Raw genomic sequence first — 24,362 nt, 5'->3', positions numbered from 1 at the left:
CAGCCAGAGACTCTGTCTGCTGCAGTTGCTGTGATGGGGTGGACGCCCCTCGACGGCATCGATGTGCCAAAGTGAAGGGTGTTGAACCGTCAGAAAGAGGAAGCGTCCGTGAACGAAGTTAGCACGATTGGACTAGACTTGGCGAAACATGTTTTTCAGGCACATGGCGCAGACGCTGGCGGCGTTGTTGTTTTCCGCAAACAGCTGCGTCGTGATAATGTGCTGGCTTTCTTTGCTCAGCAGCCTGCGTGCCTGGTAGCGATGGAAGCCTGCGCCAGCGCCCATCACTGGGCTCGTGAGATTGGCAAGCTGGGTCACGCAGTGCGTCTGATTCCACCGTCCTATGTAAAGCCCTTTGTGAAACGCCAGAAAAACGATATGGCCGATGCAGAAGCGATTTGCGAAGCAGCCCAACGCCCCACCATGCGCTTTGCCGCCGTGAAGAGTGAGGACCAGCAGGCGAGCGCGGTCGTGTTTCGCGCTCGCGATCTTTTGGTCCGGCAACGTACTCAGATCATAAACGCGTTGCGAGGTCACCTCGCCGAATACGGCCTGGTCGTTGCAAAGGGGGCGTCCAATGTCGCCGCGCTGGTTGAGCACGCGCAAGCTTCCGGGAGCAGCGTGCCAACGGCGGCGCAACCGGCGCTCGATATCCTAGTCAAGATGCTGGCGGTGCTGGAAGAGCAAATCAAGCAACTCGATATTGAGATCGCGCGACGAGCCCGAGAAGAGGAAGTTGCTCGACGGCTTATGACAGTTCCTGGCATCGGCCCAATCACTGCGACAGCTCTGATGGCGCTAGCGCCTGAGCCCGAAAACTTCAAACGTGGCCGGGATTTCGCCGCGTGGTTGGGGTTGACGCCGCTGCAACGTTCCACTGGTGGAAGACAGAAGCTCGGCCAAATATCGAAAATGGGTGAGCGAACGCTGCGGCGTCTCCTCATCATCGGGGCGAGTGCGGTGGTGAAGCTGGCTCGCCGACGCGGTCAATCGCAAGGGGCATGGCTGGAGCGCATGCTCGCTCGTAAGCCGCCCATGCTTGTCGCCGTCGCTCTCGCCAACAAGATGGCTCGCACCGTGTGGGCTTTGATGGTCAACGGTGGGGTCTACAAAGCTCCGGTCGCAGCGGCTTAATCGCTTAGTCCGCCCGACCAGAGGTCGTCGAGGAGGTAGGAAGGTCAAACGGAAGGTACGGCGCAACAGTCGATGAGACGGGGTCGGGAAAACCAGTACATGCCCAAGTGCTTCCAAGTACGCCGCTGTGATTTGGACCTGATCCGCGAACTCCCATACGGGCCCGCGACATATGACGGTCGCAATCAAGGCCGGACAGATGTCAGCACCCGACTACGCGCAACACCTAATCGAAAGATTCTTCTTGCATCCACCGGGGCGTCCACAGATGGGCATGTGGTCAACGCGTCAGCGTTGTCCACCATGTCCACAGCCTTCGCGGCCTGCATCCGTTCGCGCCAGACCGCCATCGGCGTGCGATAGCCGAGGGACTGATGAAGGCGACGATCGTTGTAGAAGGCGATCCAGCTCGCGATCCCTGCCTTGGCCTCGCGGCCGTCGGCATAGCCCTTGAGATAGATGTCCTCATGCTTGAGCGACCGCCACAGCCGCTCGATGAAGACATTGTCCATCCAACGACCGCGGCCATCCATGGAGATCTTGATCCCTGCGCCCACCAACGCGCCGGTGAAGGCCACGCTGGTGAACTGGCTGCCCTGGTCGGTGTTGAAAATCTCCGGCGTGCCGTACGTCGCCAGCGCCTCTTCCAGAGCCGCCACGCAGAACGAGACGTAAGCGGAGCTTTTCTCCCATTTGATTGATTGGTTTCGCTTCGGCTTTCGCTCTGCGATTCTTGGCTGGTCAGAGAGCCAAGAGGAGACTGAAGGCGATGGAACAATCGGGGGAGGAAGCCGAAGCTGATGGCTTTGTAGGGAAGCTTACGCGCCGGACGCGTTCTGGAGGCCGGTTATGGTCTGCGGAGATCAAGGGGCGCGCTGTTTTCGAGAGCATGAAGCCCGACGCCCGGGTATGTGATGTCGCACGGCGTTATGGTGTGAAGGCCCAGCAGTTGACGACGTGGCGCAGATTGGCGCGTGCTGGCCGGCTCGCATTGGTCACGGACGACGCGGCGGATTTCGTGTCGATCGAGCTGAGCGATTCGATCGAGCTGAGCGATCCAGTGGCGTCAGGCAAGAGCGAGGGGCCCGTCGAGATTACGATTGGCAAGGTTTCGGTCCGCCTGGATGCGGACGTGTCGGCGGTGCGGATCGCGGAGATCGTGACTGCGATCGAGCGCGGCGCATGATCATTCCGGCGCAGGGACTGCGGATTGTGCTTGCTGTGCGTCCTGTTGACTTCCGGTGCGGGCACGACGCGCTGGCCGGTCTTGTGCAAAACACGCTTGGGCTCGATCCGCATTCGGGCCTGATCGTGGTTTTTCGTTCGAAGCGCGCCGACCGGCTGAAGATTTTGCTATGGGACGGCACGGGCCTCGTTTTGGTCTACAAGCGCCTTGGCCGCGATGGTCGTTTCGAGTGGCCGCAGATCAGCGACGGCGTCATGCATCTGACGCGCGTGCAGTTCGAAGCGCTGCTCGATCACCCATGTTGATGCCCCTCCTTGTTAGGCTGACAGATTCTTAGATCAAGTTGCGCGATGACGTGGTTTCGAAGGTCTCCGATGGCGTGAAGAACGGATGGTGTATTCGGGAAGAGATAGGCGCCGCTGGGCTGGCGATCAATTAGCAAACGCTTGGTTCGGATCTGAACATAGAGCCAGTTTACTGGAATCTCGAGCCTTCGGGCCAGTTCGGGCGGGCTGAGGTATGAGTCGTCATGCTCCCATCGGCTGCGCTGGGCAGTTACCTTGATGGCGGCGGCACGACGGAGCCGCCCAACGGTGATAGGCAGCACCTTATCGGCGCAACGGGGAGAGCGGTGACCTTCCCGAGTAAGGATTGTGGCGATCTTGTCGTCTGGGACGCCGTCGCGAGCGAGCGTCAGAAGGCGTTCCCGCATCTCTGTGCCTCGCGTCAATCTGGTGACGGAGTTGACGCTCATCTTCACTTCGAGCTCCGTCACGGCGCCTCCCCGCCAGACGATCCTAGCCAGGGCCAAGTCGCGCTCACCGCGGTCGAGAACGACCTTTTCGATGAGACATCGCAACAACGCCTTGCGATGCGCATCCGAGATAGTCTCGTCACCCCATATCTGCGGGAGGCGGCCGGTGAGGCTGATGACCTTGTCGTTGAGCTCCTTGCTTATGGCCACTTGTGTGATGGCTTTGGGCGGCGTCTGTCGGGCAAGCGCCTCTTCGGCGGCGCGCACGTCGTTTAGCGCCGCTTCCCATCGACGCTCGAGTTCCGAGGCGACCAACCGATTATCTGGATCAGCTCGGTTGAACTGCCGTTCGGCGAGCGCCGCCGTGTATCGCTTGCGCTCGAGCTCTCGTTCTGCACTGGAGCGTAGCGCATTGTTCGTCTGCTGCTGCACCCGGCGGGAGCGCGACAAGGCATCGAGTTCGGCCGGCGCTAGTGCGGTTAGGAATGCGTCGCCAACGGCTGCATCGATATGGGCGGCGCGGATGTGTTGGCAGGTTGGCTGACCTTCCTGGGTACGCAGGTGATTGCATACATATTCGCCGCCGCCCTTGTAGCGGACGTACATCTTATGGCCACATCGTGCGCACCAGGCAATGCCGTGGAGCAGGAGCTCGCCATTGCGAGGCGCGCCGCGGGTTTTGATGCGCATGTATTCGGCTCGGTTATCTCTGATGACGGATCGGATTTTTTCATAAATTGGCCAGTCGATATAGGCTGGATATCGATCTTTAACGACGATCCGCCACTCCTCCATCGGCCGCGGAGCCTTTTGTGGCAGGGCCCCCTCCCGCTTCGGCGGCCGGAAGCGGGTTCGTCCATAGACAAAGGCGCCCGCGTATGCGGGGTTCTTCAAGATCGCCGCGACGGCAGCCAGCGTCGCGCGCGTCCAGCACAAATCGCCATATCGATCACGACGCGGCAGTTCCAGGTCACGCTCGTTCAACGCTCGCATGACCTTGGCAACGCTGCGCAGCTGCAGGAATAACTGGAAGACGAGACCGAGCCGCCCTTGCACGGCCATGTCGGGATCCTTAACGACCACACCGCTCGGGTCCCGCATCAGCCCGATTGGCAGCATAACCGCAAGTTCGCCGCGTTCGGCTTTGGCCAGCAGGCCGGCGGTCAGCCGGCTGCGGATCGTATGTAGCTCAAGCTCGGAGATCGAACCCTTCAGCCCGAGAAGCAACCGTCCGTTGGGAGTGCCCGGATCATAGACACCATCGCGGTCGGCGATCAGGCAGCCACGTAGACCACAGATATCCAGGAGCGGATACCAGTCGGTACAATTACGCGCCAAGCGGGTCACGTCGATCGACAGGATGAGTCCCACTTCACTCAGGCCAACACGGCCAACGAGTTCCTTGAAGCCGTTACGCTGTGCTATAGACGCGCCGCTCAACCCGAGATCGGCATCAATCACGTCGATGGCCGCCTCACGCCATCCGAGTTCGCGGGCGCGCTGGCGAAGCGCGTATTGAAGGCGCAGGCTCTCCTGATTGCTTACGACCTGATGGGGCGTCGACTGCCGGATGTAGACTACGGCTTTGCGCGCCAAGTGGCTTGGTGTGACCAGCTCGGACTTCATGAGGGATCTCCGCCAAAATTGCGGCGACGTCTTCGACGATCTGGCGTCGGAGCGCGGGCGTCAGCGTCGACCAAAGATCGGCTGGATCCATGCTCATGTGCGTCGGGACAATCCGCTGTCGATAAAAGCTCGAGTAGAGCCTCCATACTCAGCTTAATCTGATTTGCCTCTTGCTCATAATATTCGATTGCGGTTGCTTGAATCAGAAGACTGCTTCCTGCGCGATACTCAACTTCATACGAAGCGGGAATGCCTCGGCCTCGCTGACCGATCTTCCTAATCACTCGATATGAGCGCCCCCACAAAGGATGGTGGGGGTCCCCAACCTCGACCACCTCCGGAAATGATTCGTCAGACTCACTATCAGGGACATTCCTCAATCCCCTCGTTTGAAGGGCTGAACTGGAAGCGAGTGGGCGAACGGATTGTCGCGACGCCAGCTGCGGCGAACTGACTCAGACCCGACAACCTGTTTCGCGCGGGGCTTTGGGATGATAGCTTGCGGATGTGCCGCCGTCCCCCATTGATCCCGCCCGTCTTGCAGCGCTGCCCGCCGATGTGCGCGCGCTCTTCCGCGCGCAGGAAGCGATGATTGAAGCCGAGCGTCGTCGCGCAGACGATGAATGCTCGGCGCGCCTTCATGTCGAGAGTGAACTGGCTGCGTCCAAAGAGAGCGTCGAACGCCTCGAACTGCTCGTGAAGGAGTACGAGCGCGCACGTTTCGGTAAACGCTCGGAGAAGTTCAATCCCGATCAGATGCAACTGGTTCTCGAGGACATCGAGATTGCCATCGCCGAAGTCCAGGAACGCCAGGACGATCGTGCGCGCCGCGCCGGCACGGCGCCGTCCAGCCGCCGGACCAGGCGCGCTGCCCGTGCCTTTCCCGCGCACCTGCCGCGCATCGAGCAGGTGATCGAACCCGAGAACCTCGAGTGTCCCTGCGGCTGCGGCCGGATGGTCCAGATCGGCGAGGATCGCTCCCGCCGTCTCGATGTCATGGCCGCCCAGTATCGTGTGATCGAGACGGTGCGACCGCGCTACGCCTGCGCAAAGGGCTGCACCGGTGTTGCTCAGGCGCCGGCGCCCGCCCATCTCGTGGAGGGTGGCATCCCCACCGAGGCGCTGCTGGCGCAGGTGGCGGTCGCCAAGTTCAGCGAGCACATGCCACTCTATCGTCAGTCGCAGGTTCTGGCCCGGCATGGCATCTTCATCGATCGCGCCGTTCTGGCAGACTGGATGGGAACGGTCGCCTTCCACCTCGCGCCGCTGGTCGAGCGCATGAGCGTCGTGATGAAGCAATCGGGCCGCTTGTTCATGGACGAGACCAGGGCGCCTGTGCTCGATCCGGGCCGGGGCCGAACGAAGACCGGCTATCTGTGGGCTGTCCTGCGCGACGATCGCGGCCACGGCGGCGCTGATCCACCAATCGTGGTCTACCACTACGCGCCAGGACGCGGTGGCGGCCATGCTGAGCGCATCCTCGAGGGCTTCGACGGCATCCTTCAGGTCGACGGATACCAGGGCTATCATCGGCTCGCACGGCCCGAGCGCAAAGGCGGCGTGCCGCTGCGGCTGGCCGCATGCCGAGTAGGCGGGGATGTTGCCATCCCCGCCCCTCACAGACCCGGACGAGCGGATTACCCGCATCCGGTTCTTCACGCGTAAGCTTCGCTCACGGGACGGCATATTGGTGGACGATCTTGGCTGTCGGCAGCGGGTGTCGCGCGAGCATGGCCCGGAAGCGCGACCACGGCAGATTGCTGTGGCGGCCACGCCGCGCGAGCCATTTCTTCCATATCCGCGTGATCTGGTGGTGATACCATCTGATCCGTCGGCCGTTGCCGGAGATGCCGTAGTAGGCGCAGTGCCCCCGGATCACCCGCGACAGGTGCGCGTGCTGCGCCCGGAACGGGCGATGCAGGTTAAGCCGACACCATTCCGTCACGGAAGCCAGCGCGCGGGCGTAACGGTCTTTCGCCGTTATCTGTCGGACGACATTCTTACCCTTCCTCGATTGACCCCACACATGGGTGAAGCCAAGGAAGTTGAATGTGGTCCCCGCCGTCGCGGGGTGACGCCCACCCGGGCGCTTGAACCGGAAGTCTACGAAGCGGGTCTTGGTCGGATGGAGTTGAAGCCCATACCGACCGAGCCGCTTATCCAGCACGTTCAGCAATCGCTTGCCGGACAGGTGGTCCTCGAAGGCAATCACCGCGTCATCAGCGTATCGGACTGCGGATTTCACGGATCGTGAGCATCGATTTCGCGCGATCGTGAGCACTGAATTCAGACGATCGTGAGCAGCCCGCTACGGCCGATGGGAGATAGAGTCAGTGTTCTGGTTGGCCGTCAAGGGTGATGGTTTTGGCGCTGCGTTTTCGCATGCTTTCTCCGGTGAGCTGGAGGCGGTGGGCGTTGTGGACGAGGCGATCGAGAATGGCGTCGGCGACCGTGGGGTCCCCAATGGCTCCATGCCAGGTGTCCACGGGGAGCTGACTTGTGACGATGGTGGATGCGCGGCCATGGCGGTCCTCGAGGATTTCGAGCAGATCGCGGCGTTCCGCGGCGGTGAGCACCGATAGTCCCCAATCATCCAAAATCAGAAGCTGAGCGCGGCCGAGGCTTTTGAGGAGCCGAGCGTAACGTCCGTCTCCGCGCGCGAGCGCGAGCGCCTCGAACAGCCTTGGAACGCGATGATAGAGGACTGATCGGTTGTCGCGGCAGGCCTTGTGGCCGAGCGCGCAGGCTAACCAACTTTTGCCCAGGCCGGTTGCCCCGGTGACGAGCAAATTCTCGTGGCGATCGATCCAGCGACCTTCGACGAGTTTGGCGAAAACGGCGCGGTCGATGCCCCGCGGGGTGCGCAGATCGACGTCCTCGACGCAAGCAGTCTGGCGCAGTGCGGCGATCTTGAGGCGCGTGGTGAGCCGCCTGGTGTCGCGTTCGGCGGCTTCGCGGTCGACCAACAGGCCGATGCGATCTTCGAACGGCAGGGCTTCGAGATCGGGCGATCGGCGCTGCTCCTCGAAGGCCTTGGCCATTCCGGTCAGGCCAAGCTCGATCAGCCGTTCGTGGGTTGGGTGGTTAAGCATGCCGGGTCTCTCCTTGCTTCAGTGGAAGTAGTCGCGTCCGCGGATGTTGCCGTGGCGCAGGGGCTGGTGCTCGAAAGATTCGTCGAAGAACGTGCGATCGAGGCCGTTCTGGAGGATCGATCTAATCGAGGCGACGGAGCGCGCCTTGATGAGGATGCCCCTCCGGCAGGCTGCGTCGAGGCGTTCGGCGCCGTAGCTTTTGACGAGCGCCAGAATGCCAAGGCAGGTTCGAAAGCCTTGTTCTGGATGGGGCCGGGCGTCGATCACGGCCTGGAAAAACGCTGCTGTCGAAGGACCGATCCGCTCGCCGGCGGCGATCACCGCGGCGGGGGTCCATTTGCCGTAGCGGCGATGGGCGCTGGGCATGTGGTCGGCGATGGTGGTGTGTCCGCGTCGGTTGGGCGCGCGGGCATGGCTGGCGATCCGCTGGCCCTTGTGGAAGATCTCGACCGTCCGATCGTCGATACGGGCATCGACCAGCTCGCCAATCAGACGATACGGCGCGGAGTACCAATGGCCGTCGACCTCGACATGATAATCGGGAGCGAGGCGGCAGCGCTTCCAGCGTGCGAAGGCATAAGGCTGATCTGGCAGCGGGGTTAGCTTGGGTTTGTCGAGTTCGGCAAACAGTTCGGCGCGGCTTGAGCCGAAGCCACGCATTTGACGAGCATTGAGTTCGTCGACGAGTGTCTTGATGGCGGCGTTGAGCTCGGCCCGGGAAAAGAAGCGCTGATTGCGCAGCCGGGCCAGAATCCAGCGCTGGGCGATTTGCACCGCGACCTCGACCTTCGCCTTGTCTTTTGGGCGCCGCGGCCGTGCGGCGAGAATGGCCGTGCCGTAATGGCTCGCCATCTCGGCATAAGTGCGATTGAGGCCGGGATCGTAGCGGTCGGGGTTGCTGACGGCGGCTTTGAGGTTGTCGCAGACCACGAACGTCGGCGTTCCGCTCAAAAACGTGAACAAGTTGACGTGGGCCCGGATCCAGTCGGCCAAGCTCTCGCTGGGGCAGGCCTCGGCGTAGGTGTAGTTCGAAGCGCCCATCGCCGCGACGAACAGCTTCATCGGCTGCACTTCCCCGGTCAGCGGATCGACGATGTCGATGGTGTCGCCGGCGAAATCCACGAACACCTTCTCGCCGCCCAGATGAATCTGCCGCATCGAAGGTCGGACCCGCCCCTTCCAGGCCTCGTAGGTAGTGCAGAACCACGTGTACCCGAAACCGTCGGGATTAACGGCGCGATACTCCTCCCAGAGCAGGCGACGGGTTACGTTGCGCCGGCGGAGCTCTTTATCGATGTAGCTCCAGTCGGGCACCGGCCGCTGCGGGCTCTGAGACGCTGGTCGTGGGGCCGGGAAAAGCAAAAGCTCCAGGTCTTCATCGGTCATTCCCTCCGGAAGCGGCCAGCTCAACCCAGCAGAGCGGGCGCGGCTCAGGTAGCTGTGCACAACGCCGTTGCTGACGCCCACGCTCCGCGCGATGGCCCGCTCTGGCAGGCCTTGAAAATGTTTTAACCGAAGGACTTCCTTGATCCGGCGCATCGACAATCTCTGGGTAGGCATTGGACTTCCTCGTTAACCACGAGGTCATCCCTAAGCCGGTTGAGTTGTCGGCCGAAGCGCTGCAAGGCTCCGAAAGCCTTGCTCACGATCCCGCGAAATCGTTGCTCACGATCGTCTGAAATCTCTGCTCACGATCCCCTGAAATCCGCGCTCACGATCCCGCGAAACGCGCATGAAATACGGCCCGAGGCTCGAGACCGGTCTGGGGCCGTTCGTAGACCTTCATCCCGGGTAACATTACTTCCTGAGGCAATACGGGGGGTCCCAGTCCGGCTATGACGCATATTCGATGATCGTGTTTGTTTTTATGGCGCGCCAATCAGCCTAGTACCCCTGCGGTCGGGGACGACCATCGTGCAGATTGCTGCTCGGCGAGTTCGATTTCGTTTCTGAGCGCATCCAGCGTGGCACCTGTTAGCGTTGCGGCAAGCGGAGCACGCGCACTGACAAATATCTGGCTGGATAGCGAACTGTTTCCGGGGCCACCTCGTTCAGCACAGACAAGGACGTGGCAGTGCCGGAATCTGTCGCGAGGGAGACTGAATCAGACGCACTAATCGGCCACCTGGGCCGAGAGAGAGGATGTTCGCCTCATCCATGATCCTCGCGCTCGGCAGATGAATGAAGCTGGTGCAAAGATACATTGCTCCTTCGCCTACCTGCCTATCGGGCCTACCGGGCAGGACCCGGGATCGTTGCAAGGGGGAGGCCTCGATCGCGTAGTAGCGATCACTTCCTCGGAGGCGGGGCCCTCCGTTCCATTGAGCATGGCAGATACGCGCCAGCGGAAGGCTGTTTGCGGCGTCAGGCCGGAGTCACCGAAGCTTGCGCCTGCTACCTCGCCAACCGTCTGAAACGCACGATCGGCGCCTGCACGCTGGACCTTGTAAGTCGTTGCTCCCGATACCGGAAACCAGACAAGATCAACGCTGCTATCCGAAGCATCGTTCGCCGTGAGCCCTTGAGGTGCTGACACCGATTGATCGTTTTCACTGACGAGCGTCGCGTTCCCCCCGGTGAGCGCGTCTAGCATGGCCTTGATCGCCTTGATTTGCGGTCCGGACTTGGTGACATAGTCATCGGTGTGATTGACGTAGCTCCACCAGTCCCAGCAGGCATCCGGATTGGTCGGCCAATATGAGTGGGGCTTGGTTTGAGGATAGAGAATGATAAAACTGTTCGTATCCGCCCACGCATTGTAGCCGGCATAGTCGACAAACTTGGGCCCGATTTGATCGACATCCTGCTTGCATCCATGCAGCGCCACGTGAACGCGGCATGGAGCGCCCTGCTCGCAGTCCTGAGGTACAAAAGCATAGCCTTTATCGCCCAGGCTCAGCTCGTCGGGTGTATACGGCCTAGTATAGAGTGACTGATCGAAGCTCTTGAGTGTACCCGCGAGTTGCCCGCGATTGAGTGGGTTCAGGCGGCCATAGATGTGCTGCAGAATGATTCCGGCCTGATCGTAGCCGCATTGGTCGATATACGGTTCCTTGTTGGCGCTGCAGTCGTTCAGTCCCGCGTCGTTCTGTTTCGTCACGACGAAAGAATGGCCCGCGCCAAGCACGGTCTGATAGAAGAGATTGCCGCGCTTGCCATCGCCCAAATAGTGGCGGTAGAACTCGGCAGCCGCATCGGGCGCGGCTTTATAGACGACCGCGTCGTTGTAGCCGTGAAAGAGGTAGATTTTCTGCCTGGCAAGATTGCTAAGTGGATCGATCTCGCCGGCTGACGCCTTCGCATCAGCTTGATTCGTGAAGTGCTTGATGTTCAGGTCCGACGCAGGCCCTTTCATGCATTGACCCGTCGCCCGCCAGATCGGCCCCCAATACCCGGTGATGACATCGTACCAGTAGTTCGCCTCCGCGCACCAATAGGGACCGCCAGCGACCGCACCGACTCCCTTGATGATCGAAGACCAGGCTGTGCCGAACTGGATTGCCATGAAGGCGCCGGATGAAATGCCGGAGACCGAGCTCTCGCCGATCGGCGCATTATAACTGCGCAATGCCGAAGGCTGGGCAGCGAGCGGCGATATTCCAACGGCCATAGCACAGATCAGGCCGACAACGTGTTGCCGCAACATGGTCACGTGCATGGAAGCCTCGCCAATCAACAGGCCAGTGATTGGACAACCGTAGGGCAATTGAACGGGACAAGCGACCCACCAAAAATGAGGGGAGTCCGCCAATCCGCTGGATAGTTGCCGAGCTCTCCACGTGACGATGAAACGAGGACGGCGCCCAGTCGCGTACCCGGTCGACGAGCCTCGTTTCGCGCCAGACGACGCTGTGAATCGGCGTGGGGTCCGGACGCCGATCGGCGTCCCAAGTGCTTGATTGACTTCGCGCGTGCGGGGTCAATGTTCGGGTCTTCTCTATTCGGCCGGATTTAGTCAAGGGCTTGATTGGGTGCCTCCTTGGGTTCGGTACCGCTCGCGGGGCCGTGCTTCTCTTCGGGATCAGCCGTATGGCTCTCCCAGCATGGGATCAGTAGAACGAGACGGAACAATCTGACTCGCGTGCTGATCGCAAGGACGCGACCGTACAAGAGCCCAAAGCGAACTCATCTCGTCCATCGTCCCGCGAGGGACCTCCTCCCGCTAAACAACGGGTGCGTGGACCGCGCGTCGCACTATTGTGCCGCGGGCGTGGCCTCCCGTGTCCAGCGGAATTCAGTTCCGTCGCTCCACATGCGGTGCATGATGACGGCGAGCCGCCGCGCCAAAGCGACGATCGCCTTCTGCTGCCCGCGTCGTTTGGCGATCTGCATGGCCCACGCCTTGAGCCAGGACCATTTCTGCACCCGCGTCAGCAGTAACCGGCATGAGGCCCCCACCTAGCCACCCCTCGGCTTGCGCGCGATACAGCCTGGCATGAGCTGATCGGTGGAGGTGGAACGATGGCAAATGCCATGCTTGATGCCAGGCAGGAAGATGACTCCTATCGTCGCGTCGAAGTGATCACTGGGGAGCGCCGACGGCGTCGGTGGACGGGCGAGGAGAAGGCCCGGATCGTGGCGGAGAGCTTTGGGGAGGGTGCGAACATCTCCGAGGTTGCGCGGCGCAACGGCGTTTCGCGGGGGCTGCTTACGGTGTGGCGACGCCAAGTTGCGGCGGCGGTGGTGGGCAAGGCGCCGAACTTCGTGCCAATCCAAATTGGTGCCGAGAGCGGTAGCGGGACAGCCGGCGAGCCCGAGCGTATTTCGCGGCTACAGACGAAGCCTTTGGAGATCGCCGCGCCGCCGGCCAAGGTTTGCGGAGTTGTCGAGATCGAGGTGAACGGGGCGCGCATCCGGGTCGAGCCGGGCGTGGAGCTGGCGACGCTGTCGACCGTGCTGGCGGCGCTTCGGGGCATCCGGTGATTGCGCTACGCTCTGACCTCAAGGTGGTGCTGGCGACACAGCCGGTCGATTTCCGCAAGTCGGTGCATACGCTGTCGGCATTGGTGAGCGAAGCGCTGCGTGCGAACCCGTATTGTGGCGACGTCTTCGTGTTCCGCAGCAAACGCATGGACAGGGTGAAGCTTCTGGCGTGGGACGGCAGCGGCATGGTGCTGGTGACGAAGTGGTTGCACCAGGGGCACTTCACTTGGCCGCCGATCCGCGACGGCGTGGTGCATCTCAGTGCGACGCAGCTCGCGATGCTGCTCGACGGACTCGAGTGGACGCGCGTCTCACCCAAGCCTGTGAAGCAGCCGGCCGTTGTCGGCTGAGAGGAGAGGATTTCGCTGGAGCCTGTGGCGCGCGGATGTATGGTCCGTTCATGGCGATTCGCCCGGACGTTCTCCCGACTGATCCAGCCGCTCTAACCGAGATGGTGCTCGCGCTTGACGCCGAGAACGAGAAGCTGCGTGTTGCGATGCAGACGCTCAAGGAGATGATCTTCGGGAAGCGCTCGGAACGGCTTGCCACGCTCGTGGCCGAGCAACTTGCGCTTGAGCTTGACGATCTTGAGACCAGTGTCACGCCGCCTGCAGCTGCCAACGACGATGTGCCTGCGGCGAAGCCGGCCGATAAGCCGCGCAAGAAGGCGCGCCGCAACATCGGCGCGTTGCCCAAGCATCTGCCGCGCTGTGAGCAGGTCCTGGAGCCGGAGGTGACGGCCTGCCCGTGCTGCCAAGGCCCAGCTTCACAAGATCGGCGAGGACGTCAGCGAGGTGTTGGACGTGATCCCGGCGATCCTGCGCGTGCTGCGCACGATCCGTCCCAAATACGGCTGCCGCGGCTGCACTGATGGCGTAGTCCAGGCGAAAGTGCTGCCGCGCCTGATTGAAGGCGGCATGGCGTCGACGGCCCTCGTGACCCACGTGGTGGTCTCGAAGTTCGCCTGGTATTTGCCGCTGTACCGGCAGGTTCAGATCCTGGCCGGCCAGGGCATCCATCTTGACCGCGCGACGCTCGCCGGTTGGGTCAAACGTGCCGCCTGGTGGCTCAGGAGCCTTTATGAGCTGCAGCTGCGGATGATTCAGGCCGCGCCGCGCGTGTTCTGCGATGAGACGCCGATGCCGGTGCTCGATCCCGGACGACATCGCCCCCGCATCTGCCAGTTCTGGGCGCATGCTATGGATGACCAGCCATGGGGTGGCCCCTCGCCGCCGGCGGTTGCCTACGTATTCGCCGACGGCCGTGGCACCAAGGAGATCGCCGGACAGTTGACGGGCTTTTCCGGCATTCTGCAGGTGGACGTGTGTGGACGCCCCACTAAATGCAAGCAAAATTTAACTTCGGAACAGGCATGTGGTCGGGTGCTGACGTGTGTCCGGCCTCGTGATGCGACCTCGACACGTCGCGGGCCCTTATGGAATGCGTGGATTGGATCCAATTCGGCTATGCGTGCTCTCTGGCACTCATCCACCTGTTGATTCTTCCAATCCCAGTCCCTGACCGATTGCCCATAATCCTCCGTTAGACCTTACCACATTCCCGACGTCTCTCGGCTTCTGGCCCTGCGTTACGCAGCGCCAGACGCTGGAGCTTGATAAGCGCCACCGCGGACCATCAAGGCCCAAGCGATACGCGCCAATTTGTTCGCTAGAGCGACCGCGATCAGCTTTGGTGGCTTCTTCAAGAGCATTCTCGCGAGCCAGGATCCTGCTGGCGGTCCATATCGTCTTGCCCATCGCACCACGGCGGTGGCACCAAGCACGAGGAGCCGTCGGAGATCTCGCCGGCCCATCCTGGAGATTTTGCCAAGCCTGTCCTTGCCTCCGGAAGAATTCTGTTTGGGCGTGAGACCAATCCAGGCCGCAAAATCACGCCCCTTGGAAAAGGTCTCCGCCGAGGGCGCCAAGGCCTCTATCGCTGTGGCGCAGATTGCCCCGATCCCCGGAATGGTCATTAAGCGAGAGGCCACCTCGTCCTGTCTCGCGCGCACTCGCAGTCCCTTCTCAAGCTCTGCAATCTGCTCCGACAGGGATTCCACGTGCTTCAAGAGAGTCTGGCAAAGGCCACGAGCGAGATCGGGCAGGTCCGGATATATTGTCAGGAGCTCATGCAATCGGGGGATATGTCTGACGCCCTGAGCCACGATCAAGCCGTATTCCGCAAGATGTCCGCGCAAAGCGTTGATCGCCTGTGTACGCTGTCGAACCAAGAGATCACGAACCTTGAATGCCATGGAAGAGGCTTGCTTCTCGGCGCTCTTGACGCCGACAAAGCGCATCGTTGGTCGAGACGCGGCTTCGGCGATCGCTTCCGCATCCGCGGCATCGTTCTTCTGACGCTTAACGAAGGGCTTCACGTAGGAGGGATGGATCAGCCGGACCTCGTGCCCAAATTTACCAATCTCCCGTCCCCAATAGTGGGCGCTGGCGCAGGCCTCCATTGCGACCACACACCTTGGCAACTTGGCGAAAAACTCGAGCAATCTGCTGCGGTTGAGCTTTTTACGCAGGATCATCCTTCCGTCCTGCCCCGCGCCGTGGACCTGAAACACGTTCTTGGCCAAATCTAAACCGATGATGCTAACCTCGTCGTCCATGGACGTCCTCCTTACCGGGTTTCAACACCCGCACTTTGGCACAATCGATGCCGTCGGGGGGCGTCCACTCCATCGGTTATGCCGCCTACAAGGCGCTGGCACGCGGTCATGGCGGCGCGATCCAGCTCGCCTTTTGTCTCGCCCATGCCCGACGCAAATTCGTCGAGGTGTACAAGACCACCCAGTCGCCATTCGCGCGCGAGGTGATTGAACGGCTGCAGGCGGTCTATGCGATCGAGGCAGTGATCCGCGGCAGTAGTGCCGAGCAGCGGCTGGCCGCCCGCCGCACCAGGAGCGCACCCTTGATGGCGGCGCTCAATGCGCGACTGACCGAGATCGTCGGCCAGCTGTTCTCCCAATCGAAGCTGACAGAGGCGATCAACTATGCGCTCAATCACTGGGACGGACTGACGCTGTTTCTCCGCGACGGCCGCGTCGAGGTCGACTCCAACACAGTCGAGCGTTCCATGCGCCCGATTGCCATGGGAAGACGCAACTCCTTGTTCAGCGGCAGCGAAGGCGGCGCCGAGAGCTGGGCCATCCTGGCGTCGATCGTGAACACCGCAAAGCTCCATGAGCTCGATCCGCAGGCCTATCTGACCGACGTGCTGGAGCGCATCGTCTCCGGGCGAACCAAGAGCCATCAACTGCACGAGTTGCTTGCCTGGCACTGGAAGGCGGCGCGCCAGCGCACCGCACAGGCCGCTGCGTGAGCCCACGTCGCCATAAAGCATCGTCATCGATGGCCGTCGCCGCGATGCCACTTGCGGAACTCCAGCGATGGCTGCAGGCTCGCGTCGATCAGCATCCTGCCGCCACCAATCTCTCCATGCTCGACGGCTACGTCGCCGCAATCGTGGCCGGACCGGTGTCGATGAGCCCACTCGACTGGATCTGCCCGCTGCTCGCCATCGATGCCGATGCCTTCAACCACGGCGGCACCCCGGAGTTTGCAGCCATATCGGCCGTCGCGCTGCGCCACAATGACATCAGCAACACCCTCTCGACCGCACCCGACAGCTTCGCGCCGATGCACCGGCGCAAACCCAGTGGAGACGTCGATCCGCGACCATGGTGCCAAGGCTTCTATGCCGCGATGCGGCTCAAGCTATCGGCGTGGGCGCCGTTGCTGGACGCCAGCAACGTCAATCGCGGCCTACTTCTGCCCATCCTGCTGCACTGTCGCGACGATCAGGGCCGTCCGCTGCTTGGACCACCACGAAGCGGTCGCGAGACCAAGAACTTTCTGCGTAACGCCCACGCCGACATTCCGGCGGCGGTCGAGGCCTTGCGGCAATACTGGATGCCGATCCGCTACGCCCGCGCTCGCTGATCACCGCGCACGTGGGAGCTCATACCGGTTACGATCAAACCGCCAAATCGGATCGTTGAGTGCAGCAAGAAGATCGTCCGGGTGACTCACCAACTTCGCTTCCCGGCAAATGCGGCCCGTTTCGTCGACAATGCACAGGGACGTCTCTTTGACCGACACGTCCAGTCCAGCGTAATGTTTCATGCTGCGCTTCTCCGTCTGATGCTTGTGGCTGTTCGAAAACAGACCACGTTTATCATCAACCTGAAGCGCAGCACCCTGCTAACGCGGGGCTCAGCAACAGGCCGAATACCCCATCTGACTTACTTTGTGTGATGAAGCGGCAGCATCCTTGCGCGTAGCAGTTCCGGACCAGCCCTTCCGTACATCGCCCGCTTAATGGTCTTGAGGCGATTGACCTGGCCTTCCACCTGGCCATTGCTCCAAGGAAGTGCGATTGCATTGTAGACGGCCTCGGTGTCTCGGCGCAGAATGCGGGCGAACCGTTTAATAGGAATGAGCTCCGAATCGATAGCGTCCTCGATCCACGCGTCTAACGGCTCTGATCTCCCGCCCCGCAGGATCCCGTTGAAGCGCATCGCCAGGCTGCGCATTGTCGCGAATGCATGCGATCCCTTCTTCAGAGCATCGACTTTTCTGGCCTGTTGAACGGTCAGCAAGCCTCGTGGCTTAATGCACAGCGCGGCCGCGACTACGGGCGAGATCGCGTGGCCAGTCTCTGGATCTCGAGTCGTCCGTGAAGAATGCGGATCGACCTGAGGAATAAGCAGAAATTGTCTCGATGAAGTATTGGATCTTGCAGGAAAGCGGGGAGTTGGATCTCGCTTTCCTGCGTTTTGGGATTTTGCTTTTGAGCGATTCGTGATTCCCTGACGGCGGGTCGTCGGCATTGGGGAAGGCGATGAGCAAACCGCGGGATGATCGGCAGAAAGACCTGCTGCTTCCGGCGCTCGATCAAATCATCTACATGGGCCACCCGCTGGTGCGGCTGGCGGCGCTGATCGACTGGAGCTTCCTGGACGGCCGCTTTGGTTCGGTGTGCCAAGCCGGTCCGGGGCAGCCTGGCCTGCCGAAGCGGCTGGTCGCCGGCTTGTTCATTCTCAAGCACATGCACAACCTCTCGGATGAGGTGTTGTGCGCCCGCTGGATCGAGAACCCCTATTACCAACACTTCTGCGGCGCGCTGAGCTTCTGCCACCGGCTGCCGTTCGATCGCTCGTCGATGACGCGCTGGCGCCAGCGGCTCGGCGAGGAGCAACTCGTCGCGCTGATCCAGGAGAGCCTGTCGGTGGCGCACAAGACGGGCGCGATCGGTCCCAAGGACCTGGAACGGGTGGTGGTCGGTCGAGTCACCCCGGGGAATCTCACCCCGAGGTGCTCACGAAACCGGACGTGAATCTCCCGATTCATCCGGCTTCTATCTTCCAGCCGCAGGTCGAATGCCGACTCGCCACAAATAAAGCAGGTTCGGATCGCGCTGCGCGAGCCGTCCCAACCAATATACTGAGGCGACTTTCCGGCCTTTCAACCGCTTGTATTTCCTCCTCGTCCAACGGGCGAGCGCGTCGTTAACGTGACGAAGGACGTTGACACATTCCGTGCGATAAAACCGTCCGTAATAGTTCAGCCATCCTTGCACGACAGGATCAATCAGCTTGGCGAGTTCTTCAAGCCTCCAGTGGTTTCGCGTCGAACCCAGTCGCCATGAGCGAATGGTCTGTCGGATTGAACGAAGCCGCTGCCGCGGCGTGAGGGGCAAGGTGGCGTAGATCGCCTCCTGGCTGAGAGGATGTGGGTGTTGGAGCCCACCCCCTCAGACAGGAGTATCGAGATGGCCGATTTGAGCCCTTTTCGCCGCCGCATGATCGAAGACATGACCGTCCGCAATCTGTCGCCGGCGACGCAACGATCCTACATCAGCGCGGTTTCGAAGTTCAGCCGCTATTTTGGCCGATCGCCTGACCGGTTGGAGCTGGAAGACGTCCGCGCCTTCCAGGTGCATCTGGTCTCGACCGGCATCTCATGGCCGGCGCTGAACCAGATCGTCTGTGCGCTACGGTTTTTCTACGGCGTCACGGAGCTATCGCCAAATTTTGGTGACGGCCGGGCCGGTCAGGCGGCGGCGGTTTTGGGCTCACGGTCAGCCGTGCTTGGCGATGACCTCAATCCCGTCGTTGAATGTCACACCGAGCACGAGTTTTGGCAACTGGTTGTGACCATCGAGTCGACGCCAACTTTTCTGCGCGGCCTCGGCCAGTTTGAAGACCATCGCGAGCGCCGTCCTGTTGGACAGGCAACCCTTCGATCGGATCGTGCGGTGGCGCACGGTGGCGAAGGTGCTTTCAATGGGATTGGTCGTCCGCAGGTGTTTCCAGTGCTCGGCGGGGAAGTCGTAGAAAGCCAGCAGCGTGTCCCGATCCTTGCCGAGGCAGTCGGCCGCCTTTTCGTATTTGGGTGTGTAGCTCTCGATGAAGGCGTCGAATGCCAGCTCGGCGGTGGCCTTGGACTCCGCCATCCAAATCTCCTGCAGCGCGCGTTTGGCTTTCGGCTGCTGGCTCTTTGGCAGCTTGGCGAGCACGTTGGTGGTCTTGTGCACCAGCAGCGCTGCTCGCGCGTTGTCGGCCAGACCTCACCGGCGGCCTTCCAGAACCCGAGCGCGCCGTCGGCAATGACGAGCCGCGGCGACACGTCGAGCCCACGCCGCTTCAGATCGAGCAGCAGATCGCGCCAATCGTGCGCGCTCTCGCGGGCGCCATCGGTGAAGCCGACCAGTTCCTTGCGGCCTTCCGGCGTCGCGCCGATCAGCACCAGGATGCACTGCTTCTCGTCCTCGAGGCGAGCTTCGAGATGGATGCCATCGGCCCAGATGTAGACATAGCGCCTGGCCGAAAGATCGCGCTTTTGCCACGCGGCGTACTCGTCGAGCCAGCCGTCCTTCAGGCGACCAACGGCGGATGCCGACAACCCGGCAGCATCCTTGCCGAGCAGCGCCGCCAGCGCCTCGGAGAAGTCGCCGGTCGAGATCCCCTTCAAATAGAGGATCGGCAGCAGCGTCTCGATCGACTTCGACCGCCGCATGTAGGGCGGCACGACCGATGGCGAGAACCGGATACGGTCGGGATCGGCGGCGGCCTCGCGATCGCGCACACGCGGCTGGCGGACGGAGACTGGACCGATCCCGGTCATCACCTCGCGCTCCGGCAGGTGACCGTGGCGGACCACACGCTGCTGGCCGTCCTCGGTCTTCACATCGGCATGCTTGCCGAGAAAGTCCGCGACCTCGGCCTCGACCGCCTGCGCCAACAGAGCGCGGGCCCCGTTACGCAAGATTTCGGTGAGTTGGTCGTCGAACACTCCTGGCTGAATCAGCTTGGTGACGTTATCGTTGGACACGGCATATCGCTCCTTCGGTGGAGAAGTGGAGGCGTCAAGCACCCCCACGATATGCCGCCTTCCCGATTCCCGCCGTCACCAACTTTCAGCGATAGCTCCGGCGTCACGCTCGGCGAGGCGCTGATCCCGGAGCGCATTCCCTATGCGCGAGAACCGCGCAAGCTGCCGGTCGTGCTCAGCGCCGACGAAGTGGTTCAGTTCCTCGAAGCAGTGTCCAGCCTGAAGAGCCGCGCCGCGCTCACCACGGCCTATGCGGCCGGACTCAGGGCCTCCGAAGTCGCGGGACTGCGGATCGAAGACATCGACAGCGCCCGCGGCGTCATCCAGGTGCGCCATGGCAAGGGCGCGAAGGATCGCAACGTGATGCTGTCGCCCCAGCTGCTGGGCATCCTGCGCACCTACTGGCGGCTCGCCCGGCCGCGGCTTTATCTGTTCCCTGGTCGTGACGAAGATCATCCGATCGATCAGACCGTGTTGCACGCCGCCTGTCGGTCGGCGGTGAAGGCTGCGGGCCTGACCAAGCGCGTCACGCTGCACACGCTGCGCCACAGCTTCGCGACGCATCTTCTCGAGAACGGAACCGATATCCGGATCATCCAGGTCTTGCCCGGGCACAACAATTTGTCGTCGACAGCGCGCTACACGCAGGTCGCCACCGATACGATCCGGGCGACGCAGAGCCCGCTCGATCGCCTGTCGCTGGAGGTGACGCCACCTCGATGATCCGCGGCGGGATGCGGGTGATGATCCGCCCCGACGGCCGCTCCAACAGGCCCGCTCTCGAGATTGCCGATATTCTGCGCCGGCATGGCGACACCTATCGCCGTGACCATGTCGGTCATCTCGGTCGGGTTGAGCGGCGCGTGATGAGCGCGATCGTGGCGTGCCGGACCGAGGCGCTCGGCGGCCACATGGAGGCTTGCGACGACTGCGGCACGACACGCGTCGCCTATAATTCCTGCCTTATGGGCAAAGCCAGTAATGGGGAGCTGGCGGCAATTTGATCGCGCTCCTGCACCAATCACCGCCAACCCCGCTCTCCATTACGAGGTACGCCTGAGGAGTTCGATCAGCTGGTCGGTGGGCTGGAAGACGCCGCGCCGCAGGTGGGGCGGCACGATCGCCTCCATCGCATCGAGCTTCTCGGTTGGATCGCCGCGCGTGTAGACCTCGGTGGTCGTCAGCGTAGCGTGGCCCAGCCACAGCGACACCTTCCGGATGTCCCGGGTCGCTTGCAGAACGACCATCGCGCAGGTGTGCCTGAGCACGTGGGGCGAGACGCGTTTCTTGGCGAGACCGGGCTGCTTGCGAGCCGCAGTCGCGGCGTGCTGCCTGAGCAGATAGGCAAAGCCCCATCGGCTCAGCGGCTCACCACGGGCGTTGACGAACACCTCGGGTGTCGCGACCTGCCCGCGGATGGCCAGCCAGGCACGCAGTGCAGCAGCCGCCGGCTTCCACAACGGCAGCGTCCGCTCCCGGCGTCCCTTGCCGAGCACGCAGATGCTCATCGAAGGCAGGTCGATGTCATCGACCTTGAGGCCCGTCAGTTCGGAGACGCGCAGCCCTGCGCAGACGGCCACGTGCAGCATTGCGCGATCGCGGATGCCATCGCGTGTCGCCGGATCGGGAGCGTCGAGCACGGCTTTGAGCTCTTCGCGCAGAAGGTAGGGTACCAGGCGCGTGTCAGTTTTCTTGAACGGGATCGCCAGTACACGGCGGATCTGCTCGAGCGCCGCCGGCTGCCGGTACTCGAGGAAGCGGAAGAACGACTTGATCGCCGCCAGGCGAACGTTGCGCGTCACGGCCGCGTTTTTGCGCTCGTCCTCAAGATGCTCAAGGAAGGCGCTGACGAGCCCGGCATCGATCTGTTCGAGCGTCAGCGCCGAAGGTTTGACCTTGAGCCGGTCGGCGGCGAACACGAACAGCAGCTGGAAGCTCGAGGCATAGGAGTCCCTCGTGTGCTGGCTGGCGCCCCGCTGGCAAGCGAGTGTGTCGCGCAGGAACGTCTCGATGAGGGGAGCGATCGGCGTCATGCTGACCTCCCTTCGGAGATGAACGCTTCGCCGGCCATGGCGACATCGCGCAAGAGGTCGGGCGTGGCCTCGAGATACCAGTAGGTCGCATAGATGTTGACGTGACCCATGTAGGTCGCGAGTGCCGCCATGTGCGCCCCGCACCGGCCCCGGCCGGTAGGGCTGCCTTGCAGCGCGCGCACCGCAAACGTGTGCCGTAGATCGTGCAGGCGAGGACGGCGAGCCGACGTCGATCTGATGCCAACCTTGTCGACCAGCCTGTCGAAGGTCTCCTTGACGGCAATGTAGCGTAGCGGCCGACCGGGCTTGTCGATGAAGACCGGATCATCGTCTGAGCCGAGCCCGCGACGTGCCAGGTATCGCTGCAAGCCGGCAACCGCCGTGTCGTGCAGCGGCACCAGTCGGGTCTTGCGGAACTTGGTCTCGCGGATCAGCAGACCGTCGCGGGTCACGTCCGCGATCGTCAGCTTCAGGGCTTCGGAGATCCTGAGCCCGGTGGATGAGAGCAGCGCGATCAAGGTCGCTTGCGTGTGCGGGCGCAAGCCGCGCGTTGGCCGAAGCCGCAGCGCAGCTTCGACCAGCCGACTAATCTCGTCTGTCGTGTAGATGTGCGGCGTGCGACGCTTCTTGCGGGCGCCGAAGTGATTTGCCGGCGGCAGCTCGTGCCCGACTTCCTCCACCCGGACATGGCGTACGAAGCGACAGACGGCTCTGAGCCGTGCATCGCGTTGCGCGACGGATGGTCCGAGCGCGGCCCAGTCGATCGCTGTTTTTGTCTCGACGTACGTTTGTCCGCGCTCGGCCGCGAAGGCGGCAAAGCTCTTCAGCAGGTGCTCCGCGGTCGACATCGCGAAGCCCGTGGTGCGGCGGAGCGCGAGATAGGTCTCGATGGCGTCGAGCATCAGAGCGCCTCCGGCCAAGGCTGAGCAACCTGCTTCAGCAGCGCGACGTCGGCCTTTGCGTAATAGGCCGTCGTGTCGATGCCGCGATGCCGAAGGACGAGGCCGATCTTGTCGAGCGGCACGCCATGGCGCAGCATCTCGGTCGCCGCGGTGTGCCGCAGAGTGTGGGCCCCTTTGACCGGCGCCACAATGTCGGCCCGCTTCATGATACGCTTGACCACCGACGAGATGCCGTCGCCTCGTCGGAATGGCCGGCTCGGCGCGATCGTGCGCAGGAACAAGACATCGTTCCGGCCGGTAGACGGCCGGCATTCGAGGTAGGCGGCGATCGCATCCCCGACGTCTTGCGGTAGCGGCAGCCGGACCTCGTAGCGCGACTTGCCGCAGACCCGTAGCGATCCCGTTTGCCACTCAATATCCGCGAGACGCAGTTGCGCCACGTCACCGGCCCGCAGGCCGAGGCGCACCAACAAAAGTACGATCGCACGATCACGCCGGCGCCCACCGACGTCGCCGTCACAGACAGCGATCAGCCGGTCGACCTGCTCGGTCGACAGATACCGGGGCATGTCGGCAAGCTGCCAATGAGCGTAGGCTGGAACGGCGCCGTCGAGACCTGCCTGACAACGGCCTGCGACTGCGAGATACCGCAGGAAGGCCCGCAGGCTCGTTGTCATCTTCTCGATCGTGCCACTCCCGCTATTGCTCGCCCGCTCCAGGAAGTAACTGCGGACATCGTTCGGCCTCCAGCCGTCCGGGTCAGATCGAAGATGCATCATCAGGCCCGCGGCGTCGCGGGCGTAGAGCCTGATGGTGGCATCGGATGCGCCGCGATGCTTGCGCAGCCACGTTTTGAAGTCGGCGACCAGCTGCGGCTCGGCGGGTGCTGCCGCCACCGCGGACCGGCAAAGGCCGAGCTCGACGAGGTGCCGACGAAAGAGCCTGGCACCGTAGATGGTGTGGTGGTTGCGCCGGCCGCCTTTGGCGCGTGGACACCGGCAAGTGCGCAGGTGCTCGCCGAACGCGGCGAGATCAACGTCCGTCAGGCCCGCGCCTTGCTCGGCCATAACATGACCGATGTGAGCCGCCGCTCGCAAATAGCGTACCGCTGTCTCGGGGCCATAGCCCTGCCGCTCCAGCGCCGCTGCAAACCCGTCAAGGTAAGGCCCGCTCGGCCCACTGCGCAGATGCCCCAGCATCTTCGCTGCCGAGAAGTACGTCTCCAACATGTCCGTCTCCGTATGTGACCGGCCATCAGTGGCCGACCCAACGGGGCCGCACGAGCGACTTGTAATGGAGAGCTCGAGAGCGGCAATCCACAAGAAAATACGGTGATCGCGATTGGCAGCTCCCCATTACTGGCTTTGCC

At 62.4% G+C, this 24,362-nt stretch carries 20 protein-coding genes and 9 pseudogenes; 14 read left to right on the top strand and 15 right to left on the bottom strand.

The annotated features are described in order from the left end of the window. The first annotated feature begins 108 nt into the window (after nucleotides 1-108). A complete protein-coding gene (locus J4G43_RS52465; RefSeq protein ID WP_166353271.1) occupies nucleotides 109-1,134 on the top strand; it encodes an IS110 family RNA-guided transposase in 1,026 nt (341 codons plus the stop codon). A gap of 338 nt (nucleotides 1,135-1,472) precedes the next feature. Here the strand turns inward: J4G43_RS52465 and J4G43_RS52460 are convergent. Continuing rightward, nucleotides 1,473-1,832, bottom strand: a pseudogene (locus tag J4G43_RS52460) (transposase); the annotation flags it as partial. A gap of 71 nt (nucleotides 1,833-1,903) precedes the next feature. Between J4G43_RS52460 and J4G43_RS52455 the strand changes: the two are divergent. Then, on the top strand, nucleotides 1,904-2,320 hold the full coding sequence (locus tag J4G43_RS52455) for a transposase (protein ID WP_225005946.1): 417 nt from the start codon (nucleotides 1,904-1,906) through the stop codon (nucleotides 2,318-2,320). Then, nucleotides 2,317-2,625 (top strand): IS66 family insertion sequence element accessory protein TnpB, encoded by a 309-nt coding sequence (gene tnpB / locus J4G43_RS52450; protein WP_208089704.1) that lies wholly within the window; start codon nucleotides 2,317-2,319, stop codon nucleotides 2,623-2,625. Before J4G43_RS52455 ends, tnpB (J4G43_RS52450) begins: the two co-directional genes overlap by 4 nt. On the opposite strand, the gene J4G43_RS52445 is transcribed toward tnpB (J4G43_RS52450), so the two are convergent. Beyond that, nucleotides 2,613-4,700 (bottom strand): recombinase family protein, encoded by a 2,088-nt coding sequence (locus tag J4G43_RS52445; RefSeq protein WP_049810452.1) that lies wholly within the window; start codon nucleotides 4,698-4,700, stop codon nucleotides 2,613-2,615. The two genes, tnpB (J4G43_RS52450) and J4G43_RS52445, sit on opposite strands and share 13 nt — an antisense overlap. Before the next feature lie 507 nt (nucleotides 4,701-5,207). Here J4G43_RS52445 and tnpC (J4G43_RS52440) point away from each other — a divergent pair. Next, nucleotides 5,208-6,365: an IS66 family transposase gene (tnpC, locus tag J4G43_RS52440; RefSeq protein ID WP_225005943.1), complete on the top strand. Its 1,158-nt coding sequence runs from the start codon at nucleotides 5,208-5,210 to the stop codon at nucleotides 6,363-6,365. A 7-nt stretch (nucleotides 6,366-6,372) separates the two neighbouring features. On the opposite strand, the gene J4G43_RS52435 is transcribed toward tnpC (J4G43_RS52440), so the two are convergent. The 5 genes and pseudogenes from J4G43_RS52435 to J4G43_RS52415 form a co-directional block, all read right to left on the bottom strand. Further along, entirely contained in the window at nucleotides 6,373-6,945 is a 573-nt protein-coding gene (locus tag J4G43_RS52435) for a reverse transcriptase domain-containing protein (protein ID WP_249814973.1), read from the bottom strand. An 85-nt stretch (nucleotides 6,946-7,030) separates the two neighbouring features. After that, nucleotides 7,031-7,792: an IS21-like element ISFK1 family helper ATPase IstB gene (gene istB / locus J4G43_RS52430; protein WP_011090937.1), complete on the bottom strand. Its 762-nt coding sequence runs from the start codon at nucleotides 7,790-7,792 to the stop codon at nucleotides 7,031-7,033. An 18-nt stretch (nucleotides 7,793-7,810) separates the two neighbouring features. Continuing rightward, nucleotides 7,811-9,352 carry an IS21-like element ISFK1 family transposase gene (gene istA, locus J4G43_RS52425; protein WP_060907903.1) on the bottom strand — a complete coding sequence of 514 codons (1,542 nt, stop codon included), beginning with the start codon at nucleotides 9,350-9,352 and terminating at the stop codon, nucleotides 7,811-7,813. Nucleotides 9,353-10,007: 655 nt separating this feature from the next. Then, nucleotides 10,008-11,450, bottom strand: coding sequence for an extracellular catalytic domain type 2 short-chain-length polyhydroxyalkanoate depolymerase (locus J4G43_RS52420; protein ID WP_208089703.1), 1,443 nt, complete (start codon nucleotides 11,448-11,450; stop codon nucleotides 10,008-10,010). A gap of 536 nt (nucleotides 11,451-11,986) precedes the next feature. Then, nucleotides 11,987-12,169 (bottom strand): annotated as a pseudogene (locus J4G43_RS52415) (IS110 family transposase); the annotation flags it as partial. 84 nt (nucleotides 12,170-12,253) lie between these two features. Here J4G43_RS52415 and tnpA point away from each other — a divergent pair. The 4 genes from tnpA to J4G43_RS52395 are packed head-to-tail and all read left to right on the top strand — an operon-like array spanning nucleotide 12,254 to nucleotide 14,214. Beyond that, nucleotides 12,254-12,715, top strand: coding sequence for an IS66-like element accessory protein TnpA (tnpA, locus tag J4G43_RS52410; protein ID WP_208088656.1), 462 nt, complete (start codon nucleotides 12,254-12,256; stop codon nucleotides 12,713-12,715). Then, nucleotides 12,712-13,065 carry an IS66 family insertion sequence element accessory protein TnpB gene (tnpB, locus tag J4G43_RS52405; RefSeq protein ID WP_208089702.1) on the top strand — a complete coding sequence of 118 codons (354 nt, stop codon included), beginning with the start codon at nucleotides 12,712-12,714 and terminating at the stop codon, nucleotides 13,063-13,065. The genes tnpA and tnpB (J4G43_RS52405) overlap by 4 nt, the downstream gene beginning before the upstream one ends. 50 nt (nucleotides 13,066-13,115) lie before the next feature. Further along, on the top strand, nucleotides 13,116-13,586 hold the full coding sequence (locus J4G43_RS52400) for a transposase (protein ID WP_225005940.1): 471 nt from the start codon (nucleotides 13,116-13,118) through the stop codon (nucleotides 13,584-13,586). After that, a complete protein-coding gene (locus J4G43_RS52395) occupies nucleotides 13,510-14,214 on the top strand; it encodes an IS66 family transposase (RefSeq protein WP_249814971.1) in 705 nt (234 codons plus the stop codon). The genes J4G43_RS52400 and J4G43_RS52395 overlap by 77 nt, the downstream gene beginning before the upstream one ends. Before the next feature lie 89 nt (nucleotides 14,215-14,303). On the opposite strand, the gene J4G43_RS52390 is transcribed toward J4G43_RS52395, so the two are convergent. Beyond that, nucleotides 14,304-15,332, bottom strand: a complete 1,029-nt coding sequence (locus J4G43_RS52390) for an IS110 family RNA-guided transposase (protein WP_208088552.1) — start codon at nucleotides 15,330-15,332, stop codon at nucleotides 14,304-14,306. 47 nt (nucleotides 15,333-15,379) lie between these two features. On the opposite strand from J4G43_RS52390, the gene tnpC (J4G43_RS52385) reads away from it, so the two are divergent. Then, complete coding sequence (gene tnpC, locus J4G43_RS52385) at nucleotides 15,380-16,045, top strand: IS66 family transposase (protein ID WP_225005434.1); 666 nt, start codon at nucleotides 15,380-15,382, stop codon at nucleotides 16,043-16,045. Nucleotides 16,046-16,074: 29 nt separating this feature from the next. Further along, nucleotides 16,075-16,665, top strand: a complete 591-nt coding sequence (locus tag J4G43_RS52380; protein ID WP_208088551.1) for a YecA/YgfB family protein — start codon at nucleotides 16,075-16,077, stop codon at nucleotides 16,663-16,665. A 54-nt stretch (nucleotides 16,666-16,719) separates the two neighbouring features. Here the strand turns inward: J4G43_RS52380 and J4G43_RS52375 are convergent. Together J4G43_RS52375 and J4G43_RS52370 are read right to left on the bottom strand one after the other, a co-directional pair. Further along, a pseudogene (locus tag J4G43_RS52375) lies at nucleotides 16,720-16,848 on the bottom strand (IS110 family transposase); the annotation flags it as partial. A 119-nt stretch (nucleotides 16,849-16,967) separates the two neighbouring features. Further along, nucleotides 16,968-17,405, bottom strand: a pseudogene (locus J4G43_RS52370) (ISL3 family transposase); the annotation flags it as partial. 161 nt (nucleotides 17,406-17,566) lie between these two features. On the opposite strand from J4G43_RS52370, the pseudogene J4G43_RS52365 reads away from it, so the two are divergent. Further along, nucleotides 17,567-18,007 (top strand): annotated as a pseudogene (locus J4G43_RS52365) (transposase); the annotation flags it as partial. Nucleotides 18,008-18,082: 75 nt separating this feature from the next. Here J4G43_RS52365 and J4G43_RS56355 read toward each other — a convergent pair. After that, complete coding sequence (locus J4G43_RS56355; RefSeq protein ID WP_208089818.1) at nucleotides 18,083-18,424, bottom strand: group II intron maturase-specific domain-containing protein; 342 nt, start codon at nucleotides 18,422-18,424, stop codon at nucleotides 18,083-18,085. Nucleotides 18,425-18,496: 72 nt separating this feature from the next. Here J4G43_RS56355 and J4G43_RS52360 point away from each other — a divergent pair. Beyond that, a pseudogene (locus J4G43_RS52360) lies at nucleotides 18,497-18,742 on the top strand (site-specific integrase); the annotation flags it as partial. A 35-nt stretch (nucleotides 18,743-18,777) separates the two neighbouring features. On the opposite strand, the pseudogene J4G43_RS52355 reads toward J4G43_RS52360, so the two are convergent. Next, a pseudogene (locus J4G43_RS52355) lies at nucleotides 18,778-20,058 on the bottom strand (IS256 family transposase). Between the two features lie 99 nt (nucleotides 20,059-20,157). On the opposite strand from J4G43_RS52355, the pseudogene J4G43_RS52350 reads away from it, so the two are divergent. Both J4G43_RS52350 and J4G43_RS52345 read left to right on the top strand, forming a co-directional pair. Next, a pseudogene (locus J4G43_RS52350) lies at nucleotides 20,158-20,781 on the top strand (tyrosine-type recombinase/integrase); the annotation flags it as partial. 20 nt (nucleotides 20,782-20,801) lie between these two features. Continuing rightward, a pseudogene (locus J4G43_RS52345) lies at nucleotides 20,802-21,020 on the top strand (transposase zinc-binding domain-containing protein); the annotation flags it as partial. 81 nt (nucleotides 21,021-21,101) lie between these two features. Here J4G43_RS52345 and J4G43_RS52340 read toward each other — a convergent pair. The 3 genes from J4G43_RS52340 to J4G43_RS52330 are packed head-to-tail and all read right to left on the bottom strand — an operon-like array spanning nucleotide 21,102 to nucleotide 24,222. Then, the gene (locus J4G43_RS52340; RefSeq protein ID WP_028153990.1) at nucleotides 21,102-22,091 is read right to left on the bottom strand and encodes a tyrosine-type recombinase/integrase; all 990 of its coding nucleotides are present in this window, start codon (nucleotides 22,089-22,091) and stop codon (nucleotides 21,102-21,104) included. Then, nucleotides 22,088-22,993 carry a tyrosine-type recombinase/integrase gene (locus tag J4G43_RS52335; RefSeq protein ID WP_028153991.1) on the bottom strand — a complete coding sequence of 302 codons (906 nt, stop codon included), beginning with the start codon at nucleotides 22,991-22,993 and terminating at the stop codon, nucleotides 22,088-22,090. The genes J4G43_RS52340 and J4G43_RS52335 overlap by 4 nt, the downstream gene beginning before the upstream one ends. Beyond that, nucleotides 22,993-24,222, bottom strand: coding sequence for a tyrosine-type recombinase/integrase (locus tag J4G43_RS52330; RefSeq protein ID WP_225004627.1), 1,230 nt, complete (start codon nucleotides 24,220-24,222; stop codon nucleotides 22,993-22,995). Before J4G43_RS52330 ends, J4G43_RS52335 begins: the two co-directional genes overlap by 1 nt. Nucleotides 24,223-24,362: the final 140 nt, after the last annotated feature.

This window comes from Bradyrhizobium barranii subsp. barranii (assembly GCF_017565645.3).
In the GTDB taxonomy this organism is placed as follows: domain Bacteria; phylum Pseudomonadota; class Alphaproteobacteria; order Rhizobiales; family Xanthobacteraceae; genus Bradyrhizobium; species Bradyrhizobium barranii.
This window is presented reverse-complemented; position numbering and strand designations above follow the sequence as displayed.